This window comes from Paenibacillus tianmuensis (assembly GCF_900100345.1).
In the GTDB taxonomy this organism is placed as follows: domain Bacteria; phylum Bacillota; class Bacilli; order Paenibacillales; family NBRC-103111; genus Paenibacillus_G; species Paenibacillus_G tianmuensis.
This window is the reverse complement of record NZ_FMTT01000013.1, coordinates 104,365-122,245: the sequence shown is the minus strand read 5'-3', so window position 1 is coordinate 122,245 and position 17,881 is coordinate 104,365. Positions and strand designations below refer to the sequence as shown.

Annotated in this window: 18 protein-coding genes and 1 riboswitch; of the genes, 13 read left to right on the top strand and 5 right to left on the bottom strand. The window is 52.7% G+C overall.

What is annotated here, in order from left to right:
- The first annotated feature begins 196 nt into the window (after positions 1 to 196).
- Positions 197 to 748 carry a hypothetical protein gene (locus BLO51_RS11165; RefSeq protein ID WP_217266727.1) on the top strand — a complete coding sequence of 184 codons (552 nt, stop codon included), beginning with the start codon at positions 197 to 199 and terminating at the stop codon, positions 746 to 748.
- A gap of 82 nt (positions 749 to 830) precedes the next feature.
- Here the strand turns inward: BLO51_RS11165 and BLO51_RS11160 are convergent, their stop codons facing one another.
- From BLO51_RS11160 to BLO51_RS11150, 3 genes are all read right to left on the bottom strand, one after another.
- Positions 831 to 1,043: a hypothetical protein gene (locus BLO51_RS11160; RefSeq protein WP_217266726.1), complete on the bottom strand. Its 213-nt coding sequence runs from the start codon at positions 1,041 to 1,043 to the stop codon at positions 831 to 833.
- A 220-nt stretch (positions 1,044 to 1,263) separates the two neighbouring features.
- Positions 1,264 to 1,551 (bottom strand): hypothetical protein, encoded by a 288-nt coding sequence (locus BLO51_RS11155; RefSeq protein ID WP_090671185.1) that lies wholly within the window; start codon positions 1,549 to 1,551, stop codon positions 1,264 to 1,266.
- A 294-nt stretch (positions 1,552 to 1,845) separates the two neighbouring features.
- Complete coding sequence (locus tag BLO51_RS11150) at positions 1,846 to 2,256, bottom strand: VOC family protein (protein WP_090671183.1); 411 nt, start codon at positions 2,254 to 2,256, stop codon at positions 1,846 to 1,848.
- A gap of 122 nt (positions 2,257 to 2,378) precedes the next feature.
- On the opposite strand from BLO51_RS11150, the gene BLO51_RS11145 reads away from it, so the two are divergent.
- Positions 2,379 to 2,714, top strand: a complete 336-nt coding sequence (locus BLO51_RS11145; protein WP_090671179.1) for an ArsR/SmtB family transcription factor — start codon at positions 2,379 to 2,381, stop codon at positions 2,712 to 2,714.
- 313 nt (positions 2,715 to 3,027) lie between these two features.
- Positions 3,028 to 3,813, top strand: a complete 786-nt coding sequence (locus BLO51_RS11140) for a DUF817 domain-containing protein (protein ID WP_090671177.1) — start codon at positions 3,028 to 3,030, stop codon at positions 3,811 to 3,813.
- A gap of 29 nt (positions 3,814 to 3,842) precedes the next feature.
- On the opposite strand, the gene BLO51_RS11135 is transcribed toward BLO51_RS11140, so the two are convergent.
- Positions 3,843 to 5,555 carry an alkaline phosphatase gene (locus BLO51_RS11135; RefSeq protein ID WP_245719626.1) on the bottom strand — a complete coding sequence of 571 codons (1,713 nt, stop codon included), beginning with the start codon at positions 5,553 to 5,555 and terminating at the stop codon, positions 3,843 to 3,845.
- A 255-nt stretch (positions 5,556 to 5,810) separates the two neighbouring features.
- Here BLO51_RS11135 and BLO51_RS11130 point away from each other — a divergent pair, with 255 nt between their 5' ends.
- A complete protein-coding gene (locus BLO51_RS11130; protein WP_090671171.1) occupies positions 5,811 to 6,926 on the top strand; it encodes an FtsW/RodA/SpoVE family cell cycle protein in 1,116 nt (371 codons plus the stop codon).
- A gap of 168 nt (positions 6,927 to 7,094) precedes the next feature.
- Here BLO51_RS11130 and BLO51_RS11125 read toward each other — a convergent pair whose 3' ends face one another.
- Positions 7,095 to 7,598, bottom strand: coding sequence for a fascin domain-containing protein (locus tag BLO51_RS11125; RefSeq protein WP_090671169.1), 504 nt, complete (start codon positions 7,596 to 7,598; stop codon positions 7,095 to 7,097).
- A 335-nt stretch (positions 7,599 to 7,933) separates the two neighbouring features.
- Positions 7,934 to 8,136, top strand: a riboswitch (cobalamin riboswitch).
- Positions 8,137 to 8,297: 161 nt separating this feature from the next.
- Here BLO51_RS11125 and BLO51_RS11120 point away from each other — a divergent pair.
- The 9 genes from BLO51_RS11120 to fabD all read left to right on the top strand — a co-directional run bounded on the left by BLO51_RS11120 (position 8,298) and on the right by fabD (position 17,870).
- Positions 8,298 to 9,380: a FecCD family ABC transporter permease gene (locus BLO51_RS11120; RefSeq protein ID WP_090671166.1), complete on the top strand. Its 1,083-nt coding sequence runs from the start codon at positions 8,298 to 8,300 to the stop codon at positions 9,378 to 9,380.
- A 19-nt stretch (positions 9,381 to 9,399) separates the two neighbouring features.
- Entirely contained in the window at positions 9,400 to 10,206 is an 807-nt protein-coding gene (locus BLO51_RS11115) for an ABC transporter ATP-binding protein (protein ID WP_090671164.1), read from the top strand.
- Entirely contained in the window at positions 10,203 to 11,210 is a 1,008-nt protein-coding gene (locus tag BLO51_RS11110; protein WP_090671161.1) for an ABC transporter substrate-binding protein, read from the top strand. Before BLO51_RS11115 ends, BLO51_RS11110 begins: the two co-directional genes overlap by 4 nt.
- Positions 11,211 to 11,231: 21 nt before the next feature.
- The gene (locus BLO51_RS11105; protein WP_090671158.1) at positions 11,232 to 12,323 is read left to right on the top strand and encodes a methyltransferase domain-containing protein; all 1,092 of its coding nucleotides are present in this window, start codon (positions 11,232 to 11,234) and stop codon (positions 12,321 to 12,323) included.
- Between the two features lie 171 nt (positions 12,324 to 12,494).
- Positions 12,495 to 13,370, top strand: a complete 876-nt coding sequence (locus BLO51_RS11100; RefSeq protein WP_090671155.1) for a sensor histidine kinase — start codon at positions 12,495 to 12,497, stop codon at positions 13,368 to 13,370.
- Between the two features lie 131 nt (positions 13,371 to 13,501).
- Positions 13,502 to 13,840, top strand: a complete 339-nt coding sequence (locus BLO51_RS11095; protein ID WP_090671150.1) for a DUF6262 family protein — start codon at positions 13,502 to 13,504, stop codon at positions 13,838 to 13,840.
- Between the two features lie 138 nt (positions 13,841 to 13,978).
- On the top strand, positions 13,979 to 15,298 hold the full coding sequence (locus BLO51_RS11090; protein WP_090671147.1) for a c-type cytochrome: 1,320 nt from the start codon (positions 13,979 to 13,981) through the stop codon (positions 15,296 to 15,298).
- On the top strand, positions 15,295 to 16,317 hold the full coding sequence (locus tag BLO51_RS11085; RefSeq protein WP_090671143.1) for a hypothetical protein: 1,023 nt from the start codon (positions 15,295 to 15,297) through the stop codon (positions 16,315 to 16,317). Before BLO51_RS11090 ends, BLO51_RS11085 begins: the two co-directional genes overlap by 4 nt.
- Positions 16,318 to 16,667: 350 nt before the next feature.
- The gene (gene fabD / locus BLO51_RS11080; RefSeq protein WP_342672347.1) at positions 16,668 to 17,870 is read left to right on the top strand and encodes an ACP S-malonyltransferase; all 1,203 of its coding nucleotides are present in this window, start codon (positions 16,668 to 16,670) and stop codon (positions 17,868 to 17,870) included.
- Positions 17,871 to 17,881 lie beyond the last annotated feature (11 nt).

Below are 17,881 nucleotides of genomic sequence, written 5' to 3'. Positions count from 1 at the left end.
GACAGTCATAGTGGAGGATCGTGAGTATCGCGTTTCTGTTTGATGAGCCGCAAAAGTATAACGACACGGTGAAATCGCTTTTAGGTGGGTGATTCGGGGATATCTCGACGGTCTAAAAATGCGCCGATGTGGTATAATTGTTGTCAGAAGTTGTCGTTTTAATGGAATGCGTTATTGATTTCACTGAATGCGAGGAATGGTTATGCTATTAACTCAACATATCAAGGTGCATTGGAATAAAAAGTTCCGTGGTGCACCCTATACTACAGTTCGTAATGAAATGCCAAAAGCATATGATTTACCTAAAGGCTTTTTCGATTATAACCCTGTGGGATATCCTGCCCACTATGTATATTTGTATCAAACCGAAACCGGAATAACAGAAAAAATTAACCGTAAAGATACAATGACAAAGTATGAAAATGTCAGAATTGGAGCCATTGAAATGATTCGTCAGGGCGATTGTTACGAGCTTAGATATCGCTATGATTTCCATAGGGCTGCCCCAGAAAGACATAAATATGACCTTAAAACCAGCATGTATGTGGAATTAAATGAATTTGCTCTAGCCTTAGAACCAAATGAATATGGCCGTATCACTTATAATGGAAGATATTCAAGCGATAATTGGTATTACAACCTGGATATTATAAACGTTATAAACTTATCGGAAGAAAAGACGTCACTTGATATTTTTAAATCAAAGGAGCCTACTAAATTTTATAATCAAATTGCATTTTTACGTTGACAGCTCGTTCGTAAATATCAAATTATCAAATCAAAAACCGGAAAAAACTTAAGAATGGGACCGAACCTACCGATATAAGTAGTTAGGTTAGGCGGGTCCGTCTTGCGTTCTCCGGGCTGGGCCAAGGAATGACTTTGGCTGGTCGCATATTCAGCAATTTTTTCTTCCGATGCCGCTCCGACCATTTTTGCAGCGCGGTGCTCACGACCATACTGGCTGCAATGGCGAGCAGTTCCGAAGCGGTTACTTTTCGGACGATCGTGTAGATCCCGATGCCGGAGATAAAGTCAATCACAACATCCTTTTTGAGATCCGATGCGTATATGGCAAGGAACGGATAGGGGTTAGGCTTTGTTTTTGAGGTATGCAATTGTTTGTCCTCCTGCTCGTCGGATATAGCCGGCCTACGATATAACGTATGGAAGTCGGATTTTGTCCTATGCGGAATTGACAAAATAAAAAGCCCGTGCTAAATCTTCTTGAGATTTAGCACAGGCGTGCTTGATCGAATAAACTTATCGATTATTATACACTGCACTAGTGAAGGCGCCCGCGAATAGAATCGTGAATACGATGGAGAGCGCAAATCCGATGACCATCCAGATCAGTGTGGCTTTCGCATAATTCGATTTGCTCGGATTTTCTCCGCCGCCAAAGGCCCATACAAACAGCATAATAAGATTTACTAGCGGGATGATCATTATCAGCATTGTAATGAGCCAATCTTTCACCGTCAAGATCGGCGCGGATTGAGGCTGATTATTGTAGTTCGCGTTCGCCCCGGGATTTACATTTGTGTTCACTTGGAAGTTCCCCCTAAAATATTTTCATGAGCAACAGACATTTAAGGTGTGTGAGAATATTACAAAAAACGAACATTTCACCTAACATATTGCTCATGTAGAAAATAATATGCGATATTATGTATAATTTCAAGATATTTTTTTGTAAAATGTTGTTTAGTGTTATTTTGTGTCGATGTTCAAGCGTTGGTTTTGAAGCAAAAAAGCCAAGAACCGCTGCCCTTCGGTGGCGATTTTTGGCGCTTTTGACCTTGGTTCATAAACATTTGTTAACGTTCGGGAGCCGTCCGGCTATTATTTTTTCTCAAGATTCAGCTGCCAGGAGACGCCGAACTTATCTTGAACCCAACCGAATTTTTCGCTGAACGGGTAAGCTCCTAGCGGCATTAAAACGAATCCCCCGTCAGACAGCCTCCCGAATAGCCTCTCAATCTCTGCCTCCGTGTCGCATGTTACATATAATGACATGGAAGGGGTGAATGTAAAATTGTGCTTTACGCTGCTATCGATACACATAAACACTTGTCCGTTCAGCGAAAATAAAGCTTGCGCCACGGTTCCTTCGGCACCGGTTTCGTTCGGTCCGTAATGCTGCATGCGAACGATTTCCGATCGGTCAAATAAAGTGATGTAGAAATTCATGGCCTCTTCGGCTTTGCCTTCGAACATGAAGAATGTGGTGATTTTTTGCTTCGTGCTTCCCATCCTAATCCAGCTCCTCTATTCAATAGGCTTGTTCCTATCGGAAGTATTGACGTAAATCATCCAAATCAATCATTCTGGAATATACCTTGACAGGAATATTCCAATTCGGGTACATTTAACTCATGAATTCGATCTTAAGCGCTCTTGCGGAGCCTAACCGTCTAAGTATCGTCGAACTCTTGCGTGACGGCCCGCTCACCGTAGGGGAAATCGCCGATCGGCTTGGGCTCCATCAGCCGCAAGCTTCCAAGCATCTTCGCGTCCTTAGCGAAGCCGGTCTTGTCGAGATGCAGCCGGTTGCTAACCGCCGGATTTACAGGCTGCGGCCCCAACCGCTGATGGAGCTGAATGCGTGGCTCGCGTCGTTTCGTCGCATTTGGGAGGAAAGGTTCGACCGGTTGGATGAATATTTGCTAGAACTGCAAAAGTTAGAACAGAGGCGTGATGACAAACCGTAGCTGCGCTGCGCATGGCGGCGTGCGCTGATGGTAAACCGTGGGAGAGGAGGGGCGTCAATTCGTCTGGCGGCATTTCCGCCAATCCGATGCAAGTGCGGATCAACAAGCGTAATAGGAGTAGCTACTAAGAACCTCCCATAAATTTGGGAGGTTCTTTCGTTGTGATGTCCGAAAACTATGCACACCCTATTTGAAAATATGAATTTTTTGATTTCTACATTTCTCTTTTTGTTCTTGTTTTTCAAATTACAATAAATGCAGAGGCGGCAATCAATGCAACGCTGCCAATCGATACAAACGGAGGGGAATTGGAATGAGTTGGAAATGGGGCAAACAACTGCTGCTTTTTGGCTACGAGGAAGCGATGTCCTGCGTATTCCCCGCTTGCATTTTTCTTTCGTTGGCCTTGTTGAAAGTTGCACCGCTTCCCGGAATGCCGGCTTACGACTGGATGCTTGTCATCTGCATCGCCGTGCAAATCATCATGGTACGGACAGGGCTGGAAACAATCGACGAGTTGAAGGTGATCTGCGTGTTTCATCTCATCGGTCTGGTGCTGGAATTGTATAAAGTCCATATGGGCTCTTGGGATTATCCGCAGCCGGGCTGGACCAAAATCGGCGGCGTTCCGCTGTACAGCGGCTTCATGTACGCAAGTGTGGCCAGCTATATATGTCAAGCCTGGCGCAGGCTTCACATTCGCTTGGACTGGTGGCCTTCTTCCGTCTGGACGGTAACGCTAGGGGCGGCGATCTACTTGAATTTTATGACCCACCACTTCATCCCCGATTTGCGCTGGCTGCTTGCGGCTCTGTTATTTATTGTGTTTTTCCGCACGACGCTGTATTTCAAGGTGGGAGATAGCGTGTACCGGATGCCGCTCACGCTTGGTTTTGCGCTTGTTGGCTTCTTTATCTGGATCGCCGAAAATATCGGAACTTGGCTGGGGGCATGGCGTTATCCCCATCAACAAAACGGCTGGAGCATGGTGTCGTGGAGCAAATTCAGCTCCTGGTTTCTGCTGGTCATCGTCAGCTTTATCATTGTCGCCCAGTTGAAGCATGTAAAGGAGCTTCGCCCCAAAAAAGAACACTGTTGATACGAGCAAGCGGCATAAAGGGCAGAGGGTCAGCCAGCTTGCAGCACCAGTCGCTCGGAAAGCGGGTCCCATGTCATGCTTTGCCCGCTGATATCGTTGAAGGCGTTCAGGGATAAATACAGCGTGCCCTTCTCGACATGGACGGCATAGGCTGCCGTTTGGCCGTTCAGCGTCGCGCTGCCGTCTTTCAGGTTCACAAGAATCGTTTTGCCGCCTTTGGCCATCCGCACGGTACCGGAAGCCTCGTCCCAGTCTGCCGATGCGCCCAGCTTCGCGGCGAGCGCCTTGGCCGGATAGACGACCGATCGGCCGGGCATCGTCTTGAACTTGGGATACCAGTACTTGGCCTGCAGCCCGGCGGTTACGGCATCGAGATCGACGCCGATCGTATTGGCGCCCGCTTTGGCGATATCTGTATTGTCGATTTTTCCCTTCACCAGCTCGGCAATTGGCCCAAAGGCCCAGACGCCAACGTCCACCCCGGAATGCGCATGGCCGGACCATCCGACCAGCAGCCGCTTGGAGATGACGGCGTTATAAGCGCCTTCCCGCTCGTAGTCCGAACCGTCGCCTTTCAGAATGAAACGGGCCTCCTCGTCGCTCAGATCCGTAATCGTCGTGTTCGTTTGAACGAACTTCCGGATTTCCTCCGGCGTTCGGGCTTGCTCAAGTGCTGCATTTAGTACCTGGGAAGATGACTTTTGCCGGTTCCAGAGGTCGATATTTAACTCGTACATATTATCGCGGCCCAGAGACAGACCGCCTGTCTCATGGTCTGCGGTTACAACGACGGAGGTGCTGCCGTCTTTCTTGGCGAAATCCATCGCCGTCTTCACGGCCGCGTCGAAGTCCAGCATTTCCTTAACCATGGTCGGAAAATCGTTGGCATGCGCGGCGTGGTCGATTCGTCCACCTTCGATCATGAGCACAAAGCCCTCGGGCTTTGCCGAAAGCAGCTTGATGGCTTTCCCCGTCAGATCAGCCAGGCTCGGGGAAGAGGTATTGCGGTCAATGGCGTAGTCGAGGTGCGACCGGTTGAACAGGCCAAGCACTTTATCGTGCTTTACGGTCAGCGCTTGAAGACCGGCAAGGTCTTTCACGACGGAGTAGCCTTTGGCCTCGAAATCGGGAAGAATCGTTTTGTCTTGACGTTTTCCACCGGCATCCTTTCCGGTAAAATAATCTGCGCCTCCGCCGAGCAAAACATCGACGCCGCTTTCCAGCATTTGCGAAGCGATGGCTGTTTCGTTCCCGCGGCTGCGTACGTGAGAGGCGAATGCCGCCGGAGTCGCGTGCGTGATTCTTGCCGTCGTGACGAGTCCGGTCGCTTTTCCTTTCGCTTCCGCCGCTTCAATCACGGAGGCGTACGGCTTGGCCACCTCATGATTGGAGACACTGACTGCGGAATTGTACGTTTTGTGTCCGGTAGCCAAAGCGGTTCCTGCCGCCGACGAATCGGTGATCAGGCCGGATTCAATGCTGCTGTCCACTTCGCCGCGCTCCGAAAACGTGCTGGCCTGGCCGACGTAGTAACCGTCCAGATGCAAGCTCTCCGCTCCCAGAATGGTTTTGGAGTAAAGCCGCGCGGCCGTGACTTGAGCAGGGCCCATCCCGTCCCCGATCAGCACGATCAGGTTTTTGGACAGCGGCTTCGCTGCCTCATTCCCAGCGTGTAGCGAGGCCGGGATCAGGTTGCATAATAAAAAGGATGCAATAAAAAGACCTGTGGCTTTCTTCTTCATCATCGATTCCTCCAATTTGTATATAAATATCTCAACATATAGTAGTATAGGTAAATAAATAAAATTTGTAAACGAGGAAGCGGTGCACCATCTGGATAAGTAATTTTTATCCTTGTCTTCCTGAAGGAAAAAGGCTATTCTGAAACTTCGGGCGCGCGCCTTGCTACTTTTTGCCATGGTGATCGTCTATATATTACAGGGCTTTATGGCGGAATGATTGACGCAAACCCAAGAATTGAAGGTCGAGGTACCTGTATGATATTTCTGGAAAAGCTGAAAAAAATAGACCGCGGTATCGTTGTGCTTATGTTGTGCTTGGTGGCCGTCGGCACGGTGGCGGTTTACCGGGCCACCACAGGGACTAAATTGGATGGACTGCACATCAGCGGCATGATGTATTTCGGTGTCTTTTGCATTCCGATGCTGCTGGTCACGGTGTTCAATTACCGATTGCTGACGGGCAAGCTGGCGTATTACTTGTACGCCTTCGGCATCGGAATGCTGGCCTACGTCCATTGGAAGGGGCAGGTCGTGAACGGCGCGGCCCGATGGTTAAGCATTGGTTCCGTGGAAATTCAACCCTCCGAACCGGTTAAACTGTTCACGATTCTGCTTGCTGCGCATTTGCTGCACAAGCGGCAGGGAGAGAAGCTGCGTTTCGTTCAAGATCTCCTTCCCGTCGGCGTCGTTTTTGCGATTCCCATCGTTTTTATTCTGAAACAGCCCGATTTGGGGACGGCTCTCGTATTTGTCGGCATCTTTTTCGGGATGCTGTGGATGGGCAACATCCGATTGTCGTATATGCTGACCGCCGTTGGCGCTGCCGGGGTTGCGATCGGAACGGTGCTGTGGCTGTATTATGTCGACCATGAACTGCTGGCCAAAATGATCAAGCCCCACCAGATGTCGAGAATTCAGACGTTCCTGGAGCCGGCAAGCGATCCCCAGAAGTCGTGGCATTATGAACAAGCGCTGATGGCGATCGGTTCGGGCCAACTGAATGGAAATGCTCTTGACCAGCAGCAGGGGTCTATCCCTTACGCCTACTCCGATTCGATCTTTGCGGTTGTTGGCGAAAAGTACGGGTTTTTGGGCGCGGCGATTTTGTTGATGCTCTACTTATTGTTGGTATACCGGATGGTCGGCATTATTTTGGAGACGAAGGAATTAGCGGGCTCTTACCTCATTACGGGAACGACGGCCATGCTTGTCTTTCAGATATATGTGAATATCGGGATGCATATCGGATTGGTTCCTTTGACCGGAATCTCTCTGCCTTTCATCAGCTATGGAGGAAGCTCGCTGCTCACCAATATGGTTGCGCTCGGCCTTGTCTTAAACGTCAAAATTCATCAGGGCTCGTTCGAATGAGACGTTTCTTCGAGAAGGCGAACACCGAGCATTTTGGCTGGGGGCCTCCACACGACTTCATTCTCTAAATATTCAGCCGAAAAAGGCGCCAATGCGGTCGCGTTCGCGATTTCTTGGCGCCTTTCTTTATTTCATCGCGTCGTCCCTCCGGTCAAGGACTGCGGCGGCTTATTTCCAGTTTTTCACTTTGAAGGTTTCGAATTTGGACGGCGAAGCAACGTTTACGACGATTTTTCCGCCGCCGCCGTTGACGGCGCTAACGTATTTGCCGTTGCTTAAAGCCTTGGCTTGAATCGCTTTTTCTTGAGGCGTGTTGACCACGTAGGTAATGGCTACTTTTTCAGTCGTGCTGACCGAAGCGGCAATCGCGACTACGGTGCCGTCGGCCTTAAAGGAAACAAATTTGCCGTTGCTATGGGATTTTAAAGCGAAATACTGCGCGTCCACCGGAATCAGATCAAATTGGGCCGCTTGATCCGCCGAGCCGGCGTCTGCCGTTACGCTGCCGTCTCCATTGACTTTAATCCACGATCCATTGGCCGACTGAAAGCTGACGACAGGCGCCGCAGCGGCTTGATCGGCGGACGGGGCCGCGCTTGCAGCGAGCGAGAAGGACAACGCCATAACGATAGCGAACAGGAAAAGCGGAACTTTTTTCAATAACATTTTCATATGATAACTCTCCTTTTGATTCTTTTTTTATTTGTTCTATTGACTTCTTCGCGCTTAGTGCCGTGCTCTTGGAGTTAAGGGTAAAAACCCGTCGTCCTCAGACGATCCTTGCGCGGAACAATCCGTGTCACCTCATACACCTCCTTTTGAAGCAAATTATTACAATATATGTTATTAAAACCAATGGTTAGAACTATGAAATGAAAAAGATTGCCAACCCTCTGGCGCGAAAGGCCGGAGGAGCGGCAATCTTCATGATATAGGAGCGGGTTGTCTTGGCATGAAACATTTCAGTTGACATCGGCTTCCAGACTGCTATAGACTTACTGTGGACAACCGAATAGGTGGAAACAGGTGCCTCAGCGACTAGCTGAAGCTTAAAAGGGAAGTACGGTGCAAATCCGTCGCGGTCCCGCCACTGTAATGGGAGCCGGAAGGTCCGGCTATTTTTCGGCATAGCGTCACTGGAGCATATTTCCGGGAAGACGCCGAAGGAGAAACCCTGAGTCAGGAGACCTGCCTGTTTTGACAACACTGCTACAACCTGCGGAGAATGGGGAGGTGTTAGGATGCTAGGGCAATTAGGGACCTTGATGGGTCAATCGGGTCGTCATCTCTTATGGAGGAGCATTTCTAACCGCTGATCGTGGTTGGAGATGCTCCTTTTTGTTTTTACTTAAGAAAAAAGGGGGGAGTCCGATGAGCAGCATAATACAAGAGAAGTCTGCGCGGGCGGAACGAACCGCAGCCGAAGGACGTTTCCCGTTGGTGCTGCTGGGGCTGTTCGGAATTTTGCTCGGTTCGGTTACGCTCGCGGTCATGTTGGGACCGGTACGTATCGAACCGGCGACCGTCTGGAAAATTGCCTTCTCGCATATCCCCGGACTGGATGGGTGGTTGGAGCCGGATTGGTCCAAGGCGCAGGGCAACATCGTCTGGGATATCCGCTTCCCGCGCGTGCTGCTTGGCGCCGTCGTCGGAGGCGGACTGGCTGTGGTGGGCACCGCGATTCAGGCCTTGACCCGCAACCCGCTGTCGGACCCGTATATTCTGGGAGTGTCTTCGGGGGCTTCCGCTGCCGCCACGCTCGTCATTTTATTCGGAGCTTTTCAGCTGTTCGGGCAGTATGCTTTATCGGTGTCGGCTTTTATCGGTTCGTTAACTGCCATTGCTTTAGTGTACATGCTGGCACGCGTAGGAGGCACGCTGTCCAATACCCGCTTGCTGCTGGCCGGTATTGCGGTATCCATGATGCTGTCGGCCCTGACCAACTTCGTCGTCACGATGGCTCCCAAGGAAGAAGGCATTCGCTCGGCGATGTTCTGGATGATGGGAAGCCTGACCGGGGCCAAATGGAGCTACTTGACGTTTCCGTCCTTTATTGTGGTCGCCGGTACGCTGTATTTGCTGCTCCAATACCGCTCGCTGAACGCGTTGCTCATGGGGGAAGAGACGGCCGTGACCTTGGGGGTAAACATGGACCGCTTCCGCAAAGTTCTGGTTATTCTGACCTCCTTGCTGACGGGGGTGATCGTTGCCGTGAGCGGGGCCATCGGGTTTATCGGCTTGATGATCCCGCACTTGGTCCGGCTGATGGTCGGTTCCGATCACCGCCGCGTTTTGCCGGTCAGCGTATTGCTCGGGGCATCGTTTATGATCTGGGCCGACGTGTTCGCGCGGCTCGTCATTGCGCCGGAGGAGCTTCCGGTCGGGATCGTGACGGCGCTGTGCGGAGGACCGTTCTTCATTTGGCTGCTGCGCCGCAGCTCATACTCGTTCTAGAGAGGAGGGGACCAAGAAGATGAAGGTGGAGGTTCAAGGACTCTCCTACGACGTGAAGGGAGAGCCTATCATTCAAGGCGTGGACCTGCAGGTCCATCCCGGCGAATTTGTCGGCATTATCGGTCCGAACGGAAGCGGCAAATCGACGCTGCTCAAAAATATATACCGCGTGCTGAAACCCCAAGCAGGGTGGATTTCCTTGGACGGGCAGCAGCTGTCCGAGCTAACCCATAAGGAAACGGCGCAGCGGATGGCCGTCGTCAGTCAAGAGACGTCGTCGGCATTTGATTTTACGGTACGGGATATCGTACTCATGGGACGCCATCCGCACAAACGGATGTTTGCCGCAGATACGCGGGAAGACGACGCCATGGTCAGCGTAGCGCTGGAGCGCGTGGGGATGGAATCGTATGCGCGGCGGAGCTTCTCCAGCTTATCCGGAGGAGAGAAGCAGCGCGTGCTGATCGCCCGGGCGCTGGCTCAGCAGTCGCAATTTTTGATCATGGACGAGCCGACGAACCACTTGGATATCCGGCATCAGCTGCAAATGATGGACTTGGTCAAAACGCTCGGAATGACCGCATTATCCGCGCTGCACGATCTGAACATGGCCAGTTATTTCTGCGACCGGCTGATTGTGATGAATGCGGGCAAAGTGTACGCTTCGGGCACGCCCGAAGAAGTGATGTCGGCGGAGCTGCTGCGCCAGGTGTTCGGCGTGAACGCGCAGCTGGCCGTGCATCCGGTGACCCGGAAGCTCAGCATTACGTATTTTCCCGAATCGCTGCTATCTCATTTGACACCAAAAGGAGCCTTAATTTCATGAAACGCATCTTAGCTACTGCTCTATCTCTGCTGTTTGTCTTTTCGCTGCTTCTCTTGGCCGCTTGCGGTCAAACGACGTCGAAAAGCCCGGCGGCAAGCGGGGACAACCCGCAGAACGGTGCGCCCAAGACGGCGGCCTACAGCCCCGTGACAATAGAAAATATGGGCCGCACGCTCACCTTCAAGGAAGCGCCCAAGCGGGCCGTCAGCTTAAACCAGCATACGACGGAAATTATGCTGTCGCTCGGCTTGGAGAAATCGATGGTCGGCACCGCGTATATGGACGACGAGATTCTCCCGGAACTAAAGGAGAAGTACGCCGCGATTCCGGTGTTGGCGGCAAAATATCCTTCGCAGGAGGTACTGCTGGGCGTAGAGCCGGATTTCGTCTACGGCCGCAAAACCGCCTTTGTTGAAAAAGCCGTCGGCACCGTCGAAGCGTTGAAGGAAAAAGGAATCGAGGCCTATGTGGCCAAAGGGACGTATGTGCCGTTCGGCACGCTGGAGGACGTGTATGAGGATATTGCGAATATCGGGCGCATCTTCAACGTGCAGGCCAAGGCCGACGCTTTCATCGACTCGATGAAAGCGAAAGTAAAGGAGATTCAAACGAAGGTCGGTCAGCCGGAGAAGCCGCTGCGAATATTTGCTTTTGACAGCGGACAAGACACGGCCTATACGGCAGGTAAGTCGTTGTCGACGCAATTGATCCAGCTTGCGGGCGGTAAAAATATATTCGACGATGTCGAAAAAGGCTGGGCGAAGGTCAGCTGGGAGGAAGTCGTCAAGCGCGACCCGGAGGTTATTCTGATTTTCGACTACGACAAGCCGTCGGCTGCGGAGAAGATTAAGTTTTTGCAGAGCCTCCCGGCTTTGGCGAACGTAACGGCCATCAAAAACAACAAGTTCGTCATCATGCCGCTTTCCGACGTGTTCGAAGGGGTAAGAAACATGACGGCTTTGGAAAAAATGGCGAAGGGCTTTTATCCCGAAAAATTTAACTAAAATGCGTCAGGAGGAGCGGCGTTGACGACAACGGAATGTTCAATTTGCCATTATATTTATGACGAGTGGTTCGGCGATTGCCGCAACGGGGTGCCTGCGGGCGTGGCGATCGGGGCTTTGGCCGGAACGGTCTGTTCGCGATGCGGCTTGCAGGGCGTGCGGCACGAGCCGCGCGCCAACGCGCCGTATGCGGGGCTGGAAGCGGAGCTGTACGACCAGTTCGTCGGGAAAGCTGGCATTGTCTTTGCCCGCGACTGGATCATGGGCACCGCCGCCGGTTTCTCCGAGCCGCCCAGCGTGTTGGAGCTTGGCGCCGGCACCGGCCGAATCGCGGTCGAGCTGGCGCAGCACGGCATTCGGGTATGCGGCGTGGACCGGAGTACCGACATGCTGAAGCTCGCGGAAACGAAGCGTAATCGCGTGCTTAAGGACCGTGCGGACACGTTGAAACTGGTGGAACAGGACATACTGGAGCTGGAGCTTGCGGAGACGTTCACGCATGTTCTATGCCCCGAGGGGGTTATCCAGCATGTGACCCGGATGAGTGAGCACCGGACCGTGCTTGGGAACATCCGGAACCATCTGGTTCCCCAAGGGCTGCTTGCCGTGGAACTGCTGCTGCCACCCGCGCAAGCGAGCTGGAAGACGGTGCAGCGCAAGGTGCTGCCGAAGGATAAAATCGTCTACAAGCACGTGGAAGGGGAAACGTCGCTGCGGCGTCAAATCTACCGGCTGACCTCCACCTACGAAACGTTCGTGCAAGGCTTGGAGCAGCCCAGATACCGGGTGGAGCGGGAATTGGCCCTGATGACGCCGAAGGAGCTCGTGCTGCTGCTGGAGTCGGAGGGCTTCGAGGTGATCGGTCTCGTGGAAAACGAAGGCGGCAGCAAGCCGTGGAGCACCGTGCTTCCGAGCGGGCTTGACCGGGTCGTGTCCGACCTGAAGCCGGACGAAACCTTGGAGACGCTGGAGTCCGAAGGACGTCTCGGCACGACGATGTTGCCCTACAGGCCGGAAGCGTGGCGCGCAGGAAGCTTTCCGGTCGGAACGGACACCGGAATGAACGCGCACGCGGCGGCCGCGTCCTTCACGATCTTGGCGAAGAAGCGCTGATCGGGCTGTATCTATACCATAATCCTTGCCGAAGGCGGCAGGGATTTTTTTTTTTGCAGGCGTTTTTCGTTAGAAAAGATAGCTCCGGCGAGTCATAGGCACGGGTGCTTAATTATGTTTAGATGAAGGAGCGTGGTTGCGCCGAGTTCATATCCGGGAGGATTTTTGTCGTTGTATAAACATTTGAAAAGCTTAATTTTGATCATTCCTACGCTAACGATCGGGATATGGGAGTATGTCCGGCATGCGTTTTTGCTTCCTTACATTTCAATGGATTTGGGTAATTGGCTGGCACCTTTGCTGGTTTACCTCGTCACGATGACGCTGCTTCGGAAGCTGTTCGCGCTGATGGAGCAATTGCAGGAGCAGCTGCAGCAGGAGCGGGCGGCGAAGGCGGCTTTGGAGGAGCGAGAGAAGGTGGCTTCGGAGCTTCATGACGGCATCGCCCAATCGTTATTTCTATTATCGGTCCGTGTGGACCGGATGGAGCAAAGCCATGCGGCTCCGATGGGAGAGTTGTATCAAAGCCTGCGGAAAACCGTGCATGAAGTGAACGACTATGTCCGTCAGGCGATCAACGGCTTGCGGTATCCGGTCGTGCCGCAAGCGCAGCCATGGATGGAATCCATCCAGCATCTGATCGCGGATTTCAGGAAAGATACCGGCATAGCCGTCCACTTGGAATGGGAGCTGTCCGAGGAGCGCATGACCGTGAAAGAAAAGGTGGAGCTGTACGCTACACTGCGCGAGGCGTTAATCAATGTCTTCAAGCATGCGGCGGCGGCGAACGTCTGGATACAAGGCAAGGACGCCCACGGACCGGGTGACGGTTGGAGGTGTACGGTTGCGGACGACGGTCAAGGCTTCGTATCCGATCCGTTGTCCAAGAAGAACGGCTACGGCTTGAAAATCATCCAAGATCGCGCAACCAAGATGGGTTGGACGTTCGCTCTCGGCAGAGAGAACGGGCACACCGTACTGACCATAAACAAGTCGGATGACGCAGCATTCGAGCATAAGGGAGTAATCCGGGCAGAAGGACGTTGAAGACGGTCATCCATCGTTTGTTCATAAAAAAGGCGGAAAATTGACTCAAAGGGGTCATTTTTCGCCTTTTGTCATTCGTTATAATAAAGACGAGGTTTCGCGAAAAGAACAAAATGCAGGGAGGCAGCCTTATGCAGCGTAGAAATGTCGAAGGGATTAAAAAATTCAGCGAGCAAAAGACGGTTGAAGCGTACCGCAAGGCCGTATCAGCTATTGAACGGTTGAGGAAGGAAAAGCTGAAGATTAATTTCAATACCGTATCGATCGAGGCTGGCGTGTCCAAGCCGTTTCTGTATACCCATCCTGAGCTTCGCGACAAAATCGAGCGGCTGCGCAGGCCAGAACCGACGGAAACGGACGGGACATGCAGGCTTACGCAACGGCTGGAGGAAGAGAACGAGAAGTTGCGAAAAGAAGTGCGGAGACTGCAAGAAATTCTGAGAAAATCGAAGATACCGGTAATTATTTAAAGTAAATAACGTATTTGTTCATTTTTTTATCAATATATTAGCCCTAGAGAGTCATTTTGAACGAAAACGATTTCTATACAATAATTCTTGTCGCTTGCGGCAAGGATTATTTTTTTTATAGAAAGGGAGTGCGGGAAGGTGGAATTTCCGACAATCGATTTCGGTTGGGTCGGCAACGGCAACCTGATCGGCATGATGGCGGTGCTGCACGTCATGATCAATCATGCCGTAGCCATCGGCGGGTCCGTTCTTATGGTATCCATTGAGTATGTGGCTTTCAAGAGAGGTAACGAAAGGCTGGAGGCGTACGCCAGATGGCTGAGCAAATGGATTCTGATCATCACGACGACGGCGGGAGCGATGACGGGAGTAGGCATTTGGTTCACAACGACCGTTATACTGCCCAATGCGATCGGTTCGCTGCTGCGTATTTTTCATTGGGCCTGGTTTACGGAATGGCTGGTGTTTGTATCGGAAGTCGTCTTGCTGTTGACGTATTTTTACACATGGGACCGCTGGAAGGGAGAGAAGAAAAAGCTGCATTTGTGGACCGGCCTCGCCTTGTGCGTCATGTCCTGGTTCACGCTGGTGATCATTACAGGCATTTTGGCCGCCCAGATCAATCCGGGCGATTGGGTCGAGACGCTGTCGTTCTGGAGCGCGTTTCTGAATACGACTTGGGTGCCTTCGACGCTGTTCCGCACCTTTGCCGCCATCACGCTGGGGGTTGCGGTATTGACGCCGCTGAACCGATGGTTTGTGAAAGACTCGCTTGACCGCCACATCGTCTTGAAGCTGTACGGCAAATGGCTCGTCGTTTCCGTGCCGCTGATGCTCGTATCCGGGTGGTGGTATTTAAAGACGCTGCCCGATCAAGCGCAAACGCTGGTCGTCTGGGCGTCGGGCATGAGCGACTTCACGTTCGCTTTTATCAACGTGCTCGGGCTGCTGCTTATGTTCGTGCTCGGCGTCATGCTGATGGACGGCCGAACGAAGTATCCGGTTGTGCTCACCGTATTCACGGCGGCATTCTCGCTGCTGCTGATTACCGAATTCGAGATCATCCGGGAAAATATTCGCAAGCCGTATGTCATTTACAATTATATGTACGCCAACGGCGTGCTGAAAACGGATCTCGAGCGGTTTCACAAGGAGGGCGCGCTGGCGCAAGCGAAGCTTTCTCCGGTCCGTGAGGTGACGGAGGCGAACAAGCCCCAGGCCGGGGAGGAGCTGTTCCGCATGCAGTGCATCGCCTGTCACAGCATCGACGGTCCCCGGCGCAGCCGGGTCATGACGGAAAGGGCGAAGGGCTGGAGCGAGGAAGCGCTCGCTGCCTTCATCCCTCAGATGCACAATGTCCGCCCCGTTATGCCGCCTTTTGCGGGAACGGATGAGGAGGTTAAGGCGCTGGCCGCCTATATTCAGAAGATGGTTTCGGAGAGGAACGGTGCAGAGTGAACGCCTATTTGACCGCCAAATCGCCGGTACCCAACGATCTGGGGCTGGCCATTCCGGGCGACCTGCCTTTTTTCGAAGTGCTGATGGTCGTCGGATTTATTCTACATATCATTTTCGTCAATATTCTGGTGGCCGGCTCCGTGTCCGCGGTGTACAACGAGCTGAAAGGAATTGTCCGCAAGGACGCGGTTCTGGACCGCTTGGCGCAGCATATGGCGACGCACGTATCGATTGTCAAAAGCATCGCCGTCGTGCTCGGCATTGCGCCGCTGCTGATCATCAGCACCATTTACACCCAGTTTTTTTATCCGTCGACGATTCTGATCGGCAAAATGTGGCTGCTGCTCATCCCGCTGCTGACCGTCGCGTTTCTGGCGCTGTACGTCTATAAATTTACATGGGAGCGCTGGCAGAAGCGCAAGGCGCTGCACCTTAGCTTCGGCCTACTCGGCACGCTGATCCTGCTGTTCGTACCGCTGCTGTTCATCACGAACGTGACCTCGATGCTTCATCCCGAGCTGTGGGACCCGGAACGCGGCTTCTGGCGCTCACTGTTCGCGTATCCGACCATCTGGCAGCGCTACCTTCACTTTATGGCGGCGAGCTTTACGATGCTCGGCTTGTTCCTGTACGGATGGGGGAGACGCGCCGAGCGGAACGGCGCCGGACCGGTCACGGAGGTGGCCAAGCGCTACGGCAAGACGATGGCGGCAGGCTTCACGCTGCTTCAACTGCTTGCAGGACCGCTGCTGCTGCTTAGCATGGACGGTCGCGTCCGCCATGCGTTTATGGGTGGGTCTGCGTTCCATACCGCGCTGCTCGCGGTCGCGGTGCTGCTGGCTATCGGCTTGTGCTGGCTGCTGGTCCGCTTGGTCAGGCAGGACGGGCGGAGGCTGTTCGCCGCCACCGTTAGCGTGCTGCTGATCGTGCTGACGCTGATGAGCTGGGTTCGGCACGAGGTGAGGGAGATTTACCTGCAGCCGTATATGGAGGAATCGCCGCGCACCGTGCAAAAGTAAGTCCGGGAAAGGCTGCCGTGAGGCAGCCTTTTTCCGTTGCGTCGCTCCTTTGCAGCTGGCTGCCAATAAGGTCGATACCCAGATAGTTTAATTAAATATGAATTAATTCTTAATTTGTAATTAATTGGGTTGACATCTCTGCAATAAAATATGTAATATATTTAATAATTTCATGTATAAAGTCATAATACCTTTTAATGGATTTTGACTTGAAAGCATGCATTCTCCAAAACTTACTCCTCAGCTTCCGTGACTTTTCATACCGCATTTCCTATTTTGTTTCCATTTGTAAATCTCTCATCATACCATTTTGTTAACGTTTCTGTGCAAACATCATCCGTTATTTTGATATGTCGGTGCTCGGAAAGGGGTTAGGCATGAAGCGTATCGCCTTATTATTTCCAGGTCAAGGATCACAATATGAAGGAATGGGCAAGGTCTGGTCCAAGAGATTTCAAGGTGCCGACCAATTGTTCGAGGAAGCGAATGATATCCTGGGGTATGATTTGAAATCGATATGCACTGAAGGCAGCGCCGAGCAGCTGTCGAGAACGGCGTATGCGCAGCCGGCTCTGCTGACGGTCAGCGTCATGGCCTTGGAACAGTACAGGCAAGAGATTGGCATCGTTCCCCGGTTCTCCGCCGGACATAGTCTGGGGGAATACACCGCGCTGGTGAGCAGCGGCGTTCTTTCGTTTGCGGACGCCTTGCGTCTGGTGCAGCAGCGGGGGATCGTGATGCAGGAGGCCGCCGATGCAGGTCTGGGCGAAATGGCCGCCGTGCGGGGCGTGGAGCTTGAGGCGCTGGAGGCATTGTGCGGCAAGCATTCGTCGTCTGAACAGCCTGTTGTCATCGCCTGCTGCAATTCCGAGAGCCAGTACGTGCTGTCGGGTCATCGGGCAGCCCTGGCCCGGGTAACGATTGCAGCGGAGCTAAGAGGCGCTCAAGTTACCCGTTTGCAGGTCAGCGGCCCGTTTCACAGTCCGCTGATGTCACAAGCTGCGGACCGTCTATCCGACATCCTGCGGAAGTATACGTTCCGCGAAAGCCAATGGCCGGTTATATCCAACGTGACGGCGCTGCCTTACGCTAATGCGGAGCAAATCCGGGACGGCTTGATTTTACAGATGACGCATCCGGTCATGTGGCTGCAATCGATGCGTTATTTGAAGGAGCGGAAGGTAGAGTGGGCCGTCGAATTAGGTCCCCGTTCCGTCTTGAAAAATTTGGCGAATGATATGACGGACAAGCCGCGGACGTTTGTTTTCGAGCGGGAGCAGGAGGCAGAGCGCTTGGCCCGGGAGGTTCCGCTTCACGATTTTATTGCCGGCTGTCTGTCAGAGGCCGTAGCTGCCCCTAATGCCAATTGGAACGAGGAGGAATACCAAGCGGGCGTCGTCCAGCCTGTGCGCAAGCTGAAGGAAATGCTGCAAAGCGCGAAAGAAAGCAGGATCACAGGAGCTCAGGCCCGTGAGCAAAGAAAGGAAGCTTTGGATTTCATGTGCCTTGTGCTGCAAACCAAGCGGGGGCCGGAAGGAAAAGAGCGCGCTTAATGACTCAACGT

Coding starts and splice junctions, on each gene's coding strand:
- BLO51_RS11165 (WP_217266727.1), top strand. CDS start 197: ATGGTTATGCTATTAACTCAACATATCAAGGTGCATTGGAATAAAAAG.
- BLO51_RS11150 (WP_090671183.1), bottom strand. CDS start 2,256: ATGGGAAGCACGAAGCAAAAAATCACCACATTCTTCATGTTCGAAGGC.
- BLO51_RS11145 (WP_090671179.1), top strand. CDS start 2,379: ATGAATTCGATCTTAAGCGCTCTTGCGGAGCCTAACCGTCTAAGTATC.
- BLO51_RS11140 (WP_090671177.1), top strand. CDS start 3,028: ATGAGTTGGAAATGGGGCAAACAACTGCTGCTTTTTGGCTACGAGGAA.
- BLO51_RS11135 (WP_245719626.1), bottom strand. CDS start 5,555: ATGAAGAAGAAAGCCACAGGTCTTTTTATTGCATCCTTTTTATTATGC.
- BLO51_RS11130 (WP_090671171.1), top strand. CDS start 5,811: ATGATATTTCTGGAAAAGCTGAAAAAAATAGACCGCGGTATCGTTGTG.
- BLO51_RS11125 (WP_090671169.1), bottom strand. CDS start 7,598: ATGAAAATGTTATTGAAAAAAGTTCCGCTTTTCCTGTTCGCTATCGTT.
- BLO51_RS11120 (WP_090671166.1), top strand. CDS start 8,298: ATGAGCAGCATAATACAAGAGAAGTCTGCGCGGGCGGAACGAACCGCA.
- BLO51_RS11115 (WP_090671164.1), top strand. CDS start 9,400: ATGAAGGTGGAGGTTCAAGGACTCTCCTACGACGTGAAGGGAGAGCCT.
- BLO51_RS11110 (WP_090671161.1), top strand. CDS start 10,203: ATGAAACGCATCTTAGCTACTGCTCTATCTCTGCTGTTTGTCTTTTCG.
- BLO51_RS11095 (WP_090671150.1), top strand. CDS start 13,502: ATGCAGCGTAGAAATGTCGAAGGGATTAAAAAATTCAGCGAGCAAAAG.
- fabD (WP_342672347.1), top strand. CDS start 16,668: ATGTCGGTGCTCGGAAAGGGGTTAGGCATGAAGCGTATCGCCTTATTA.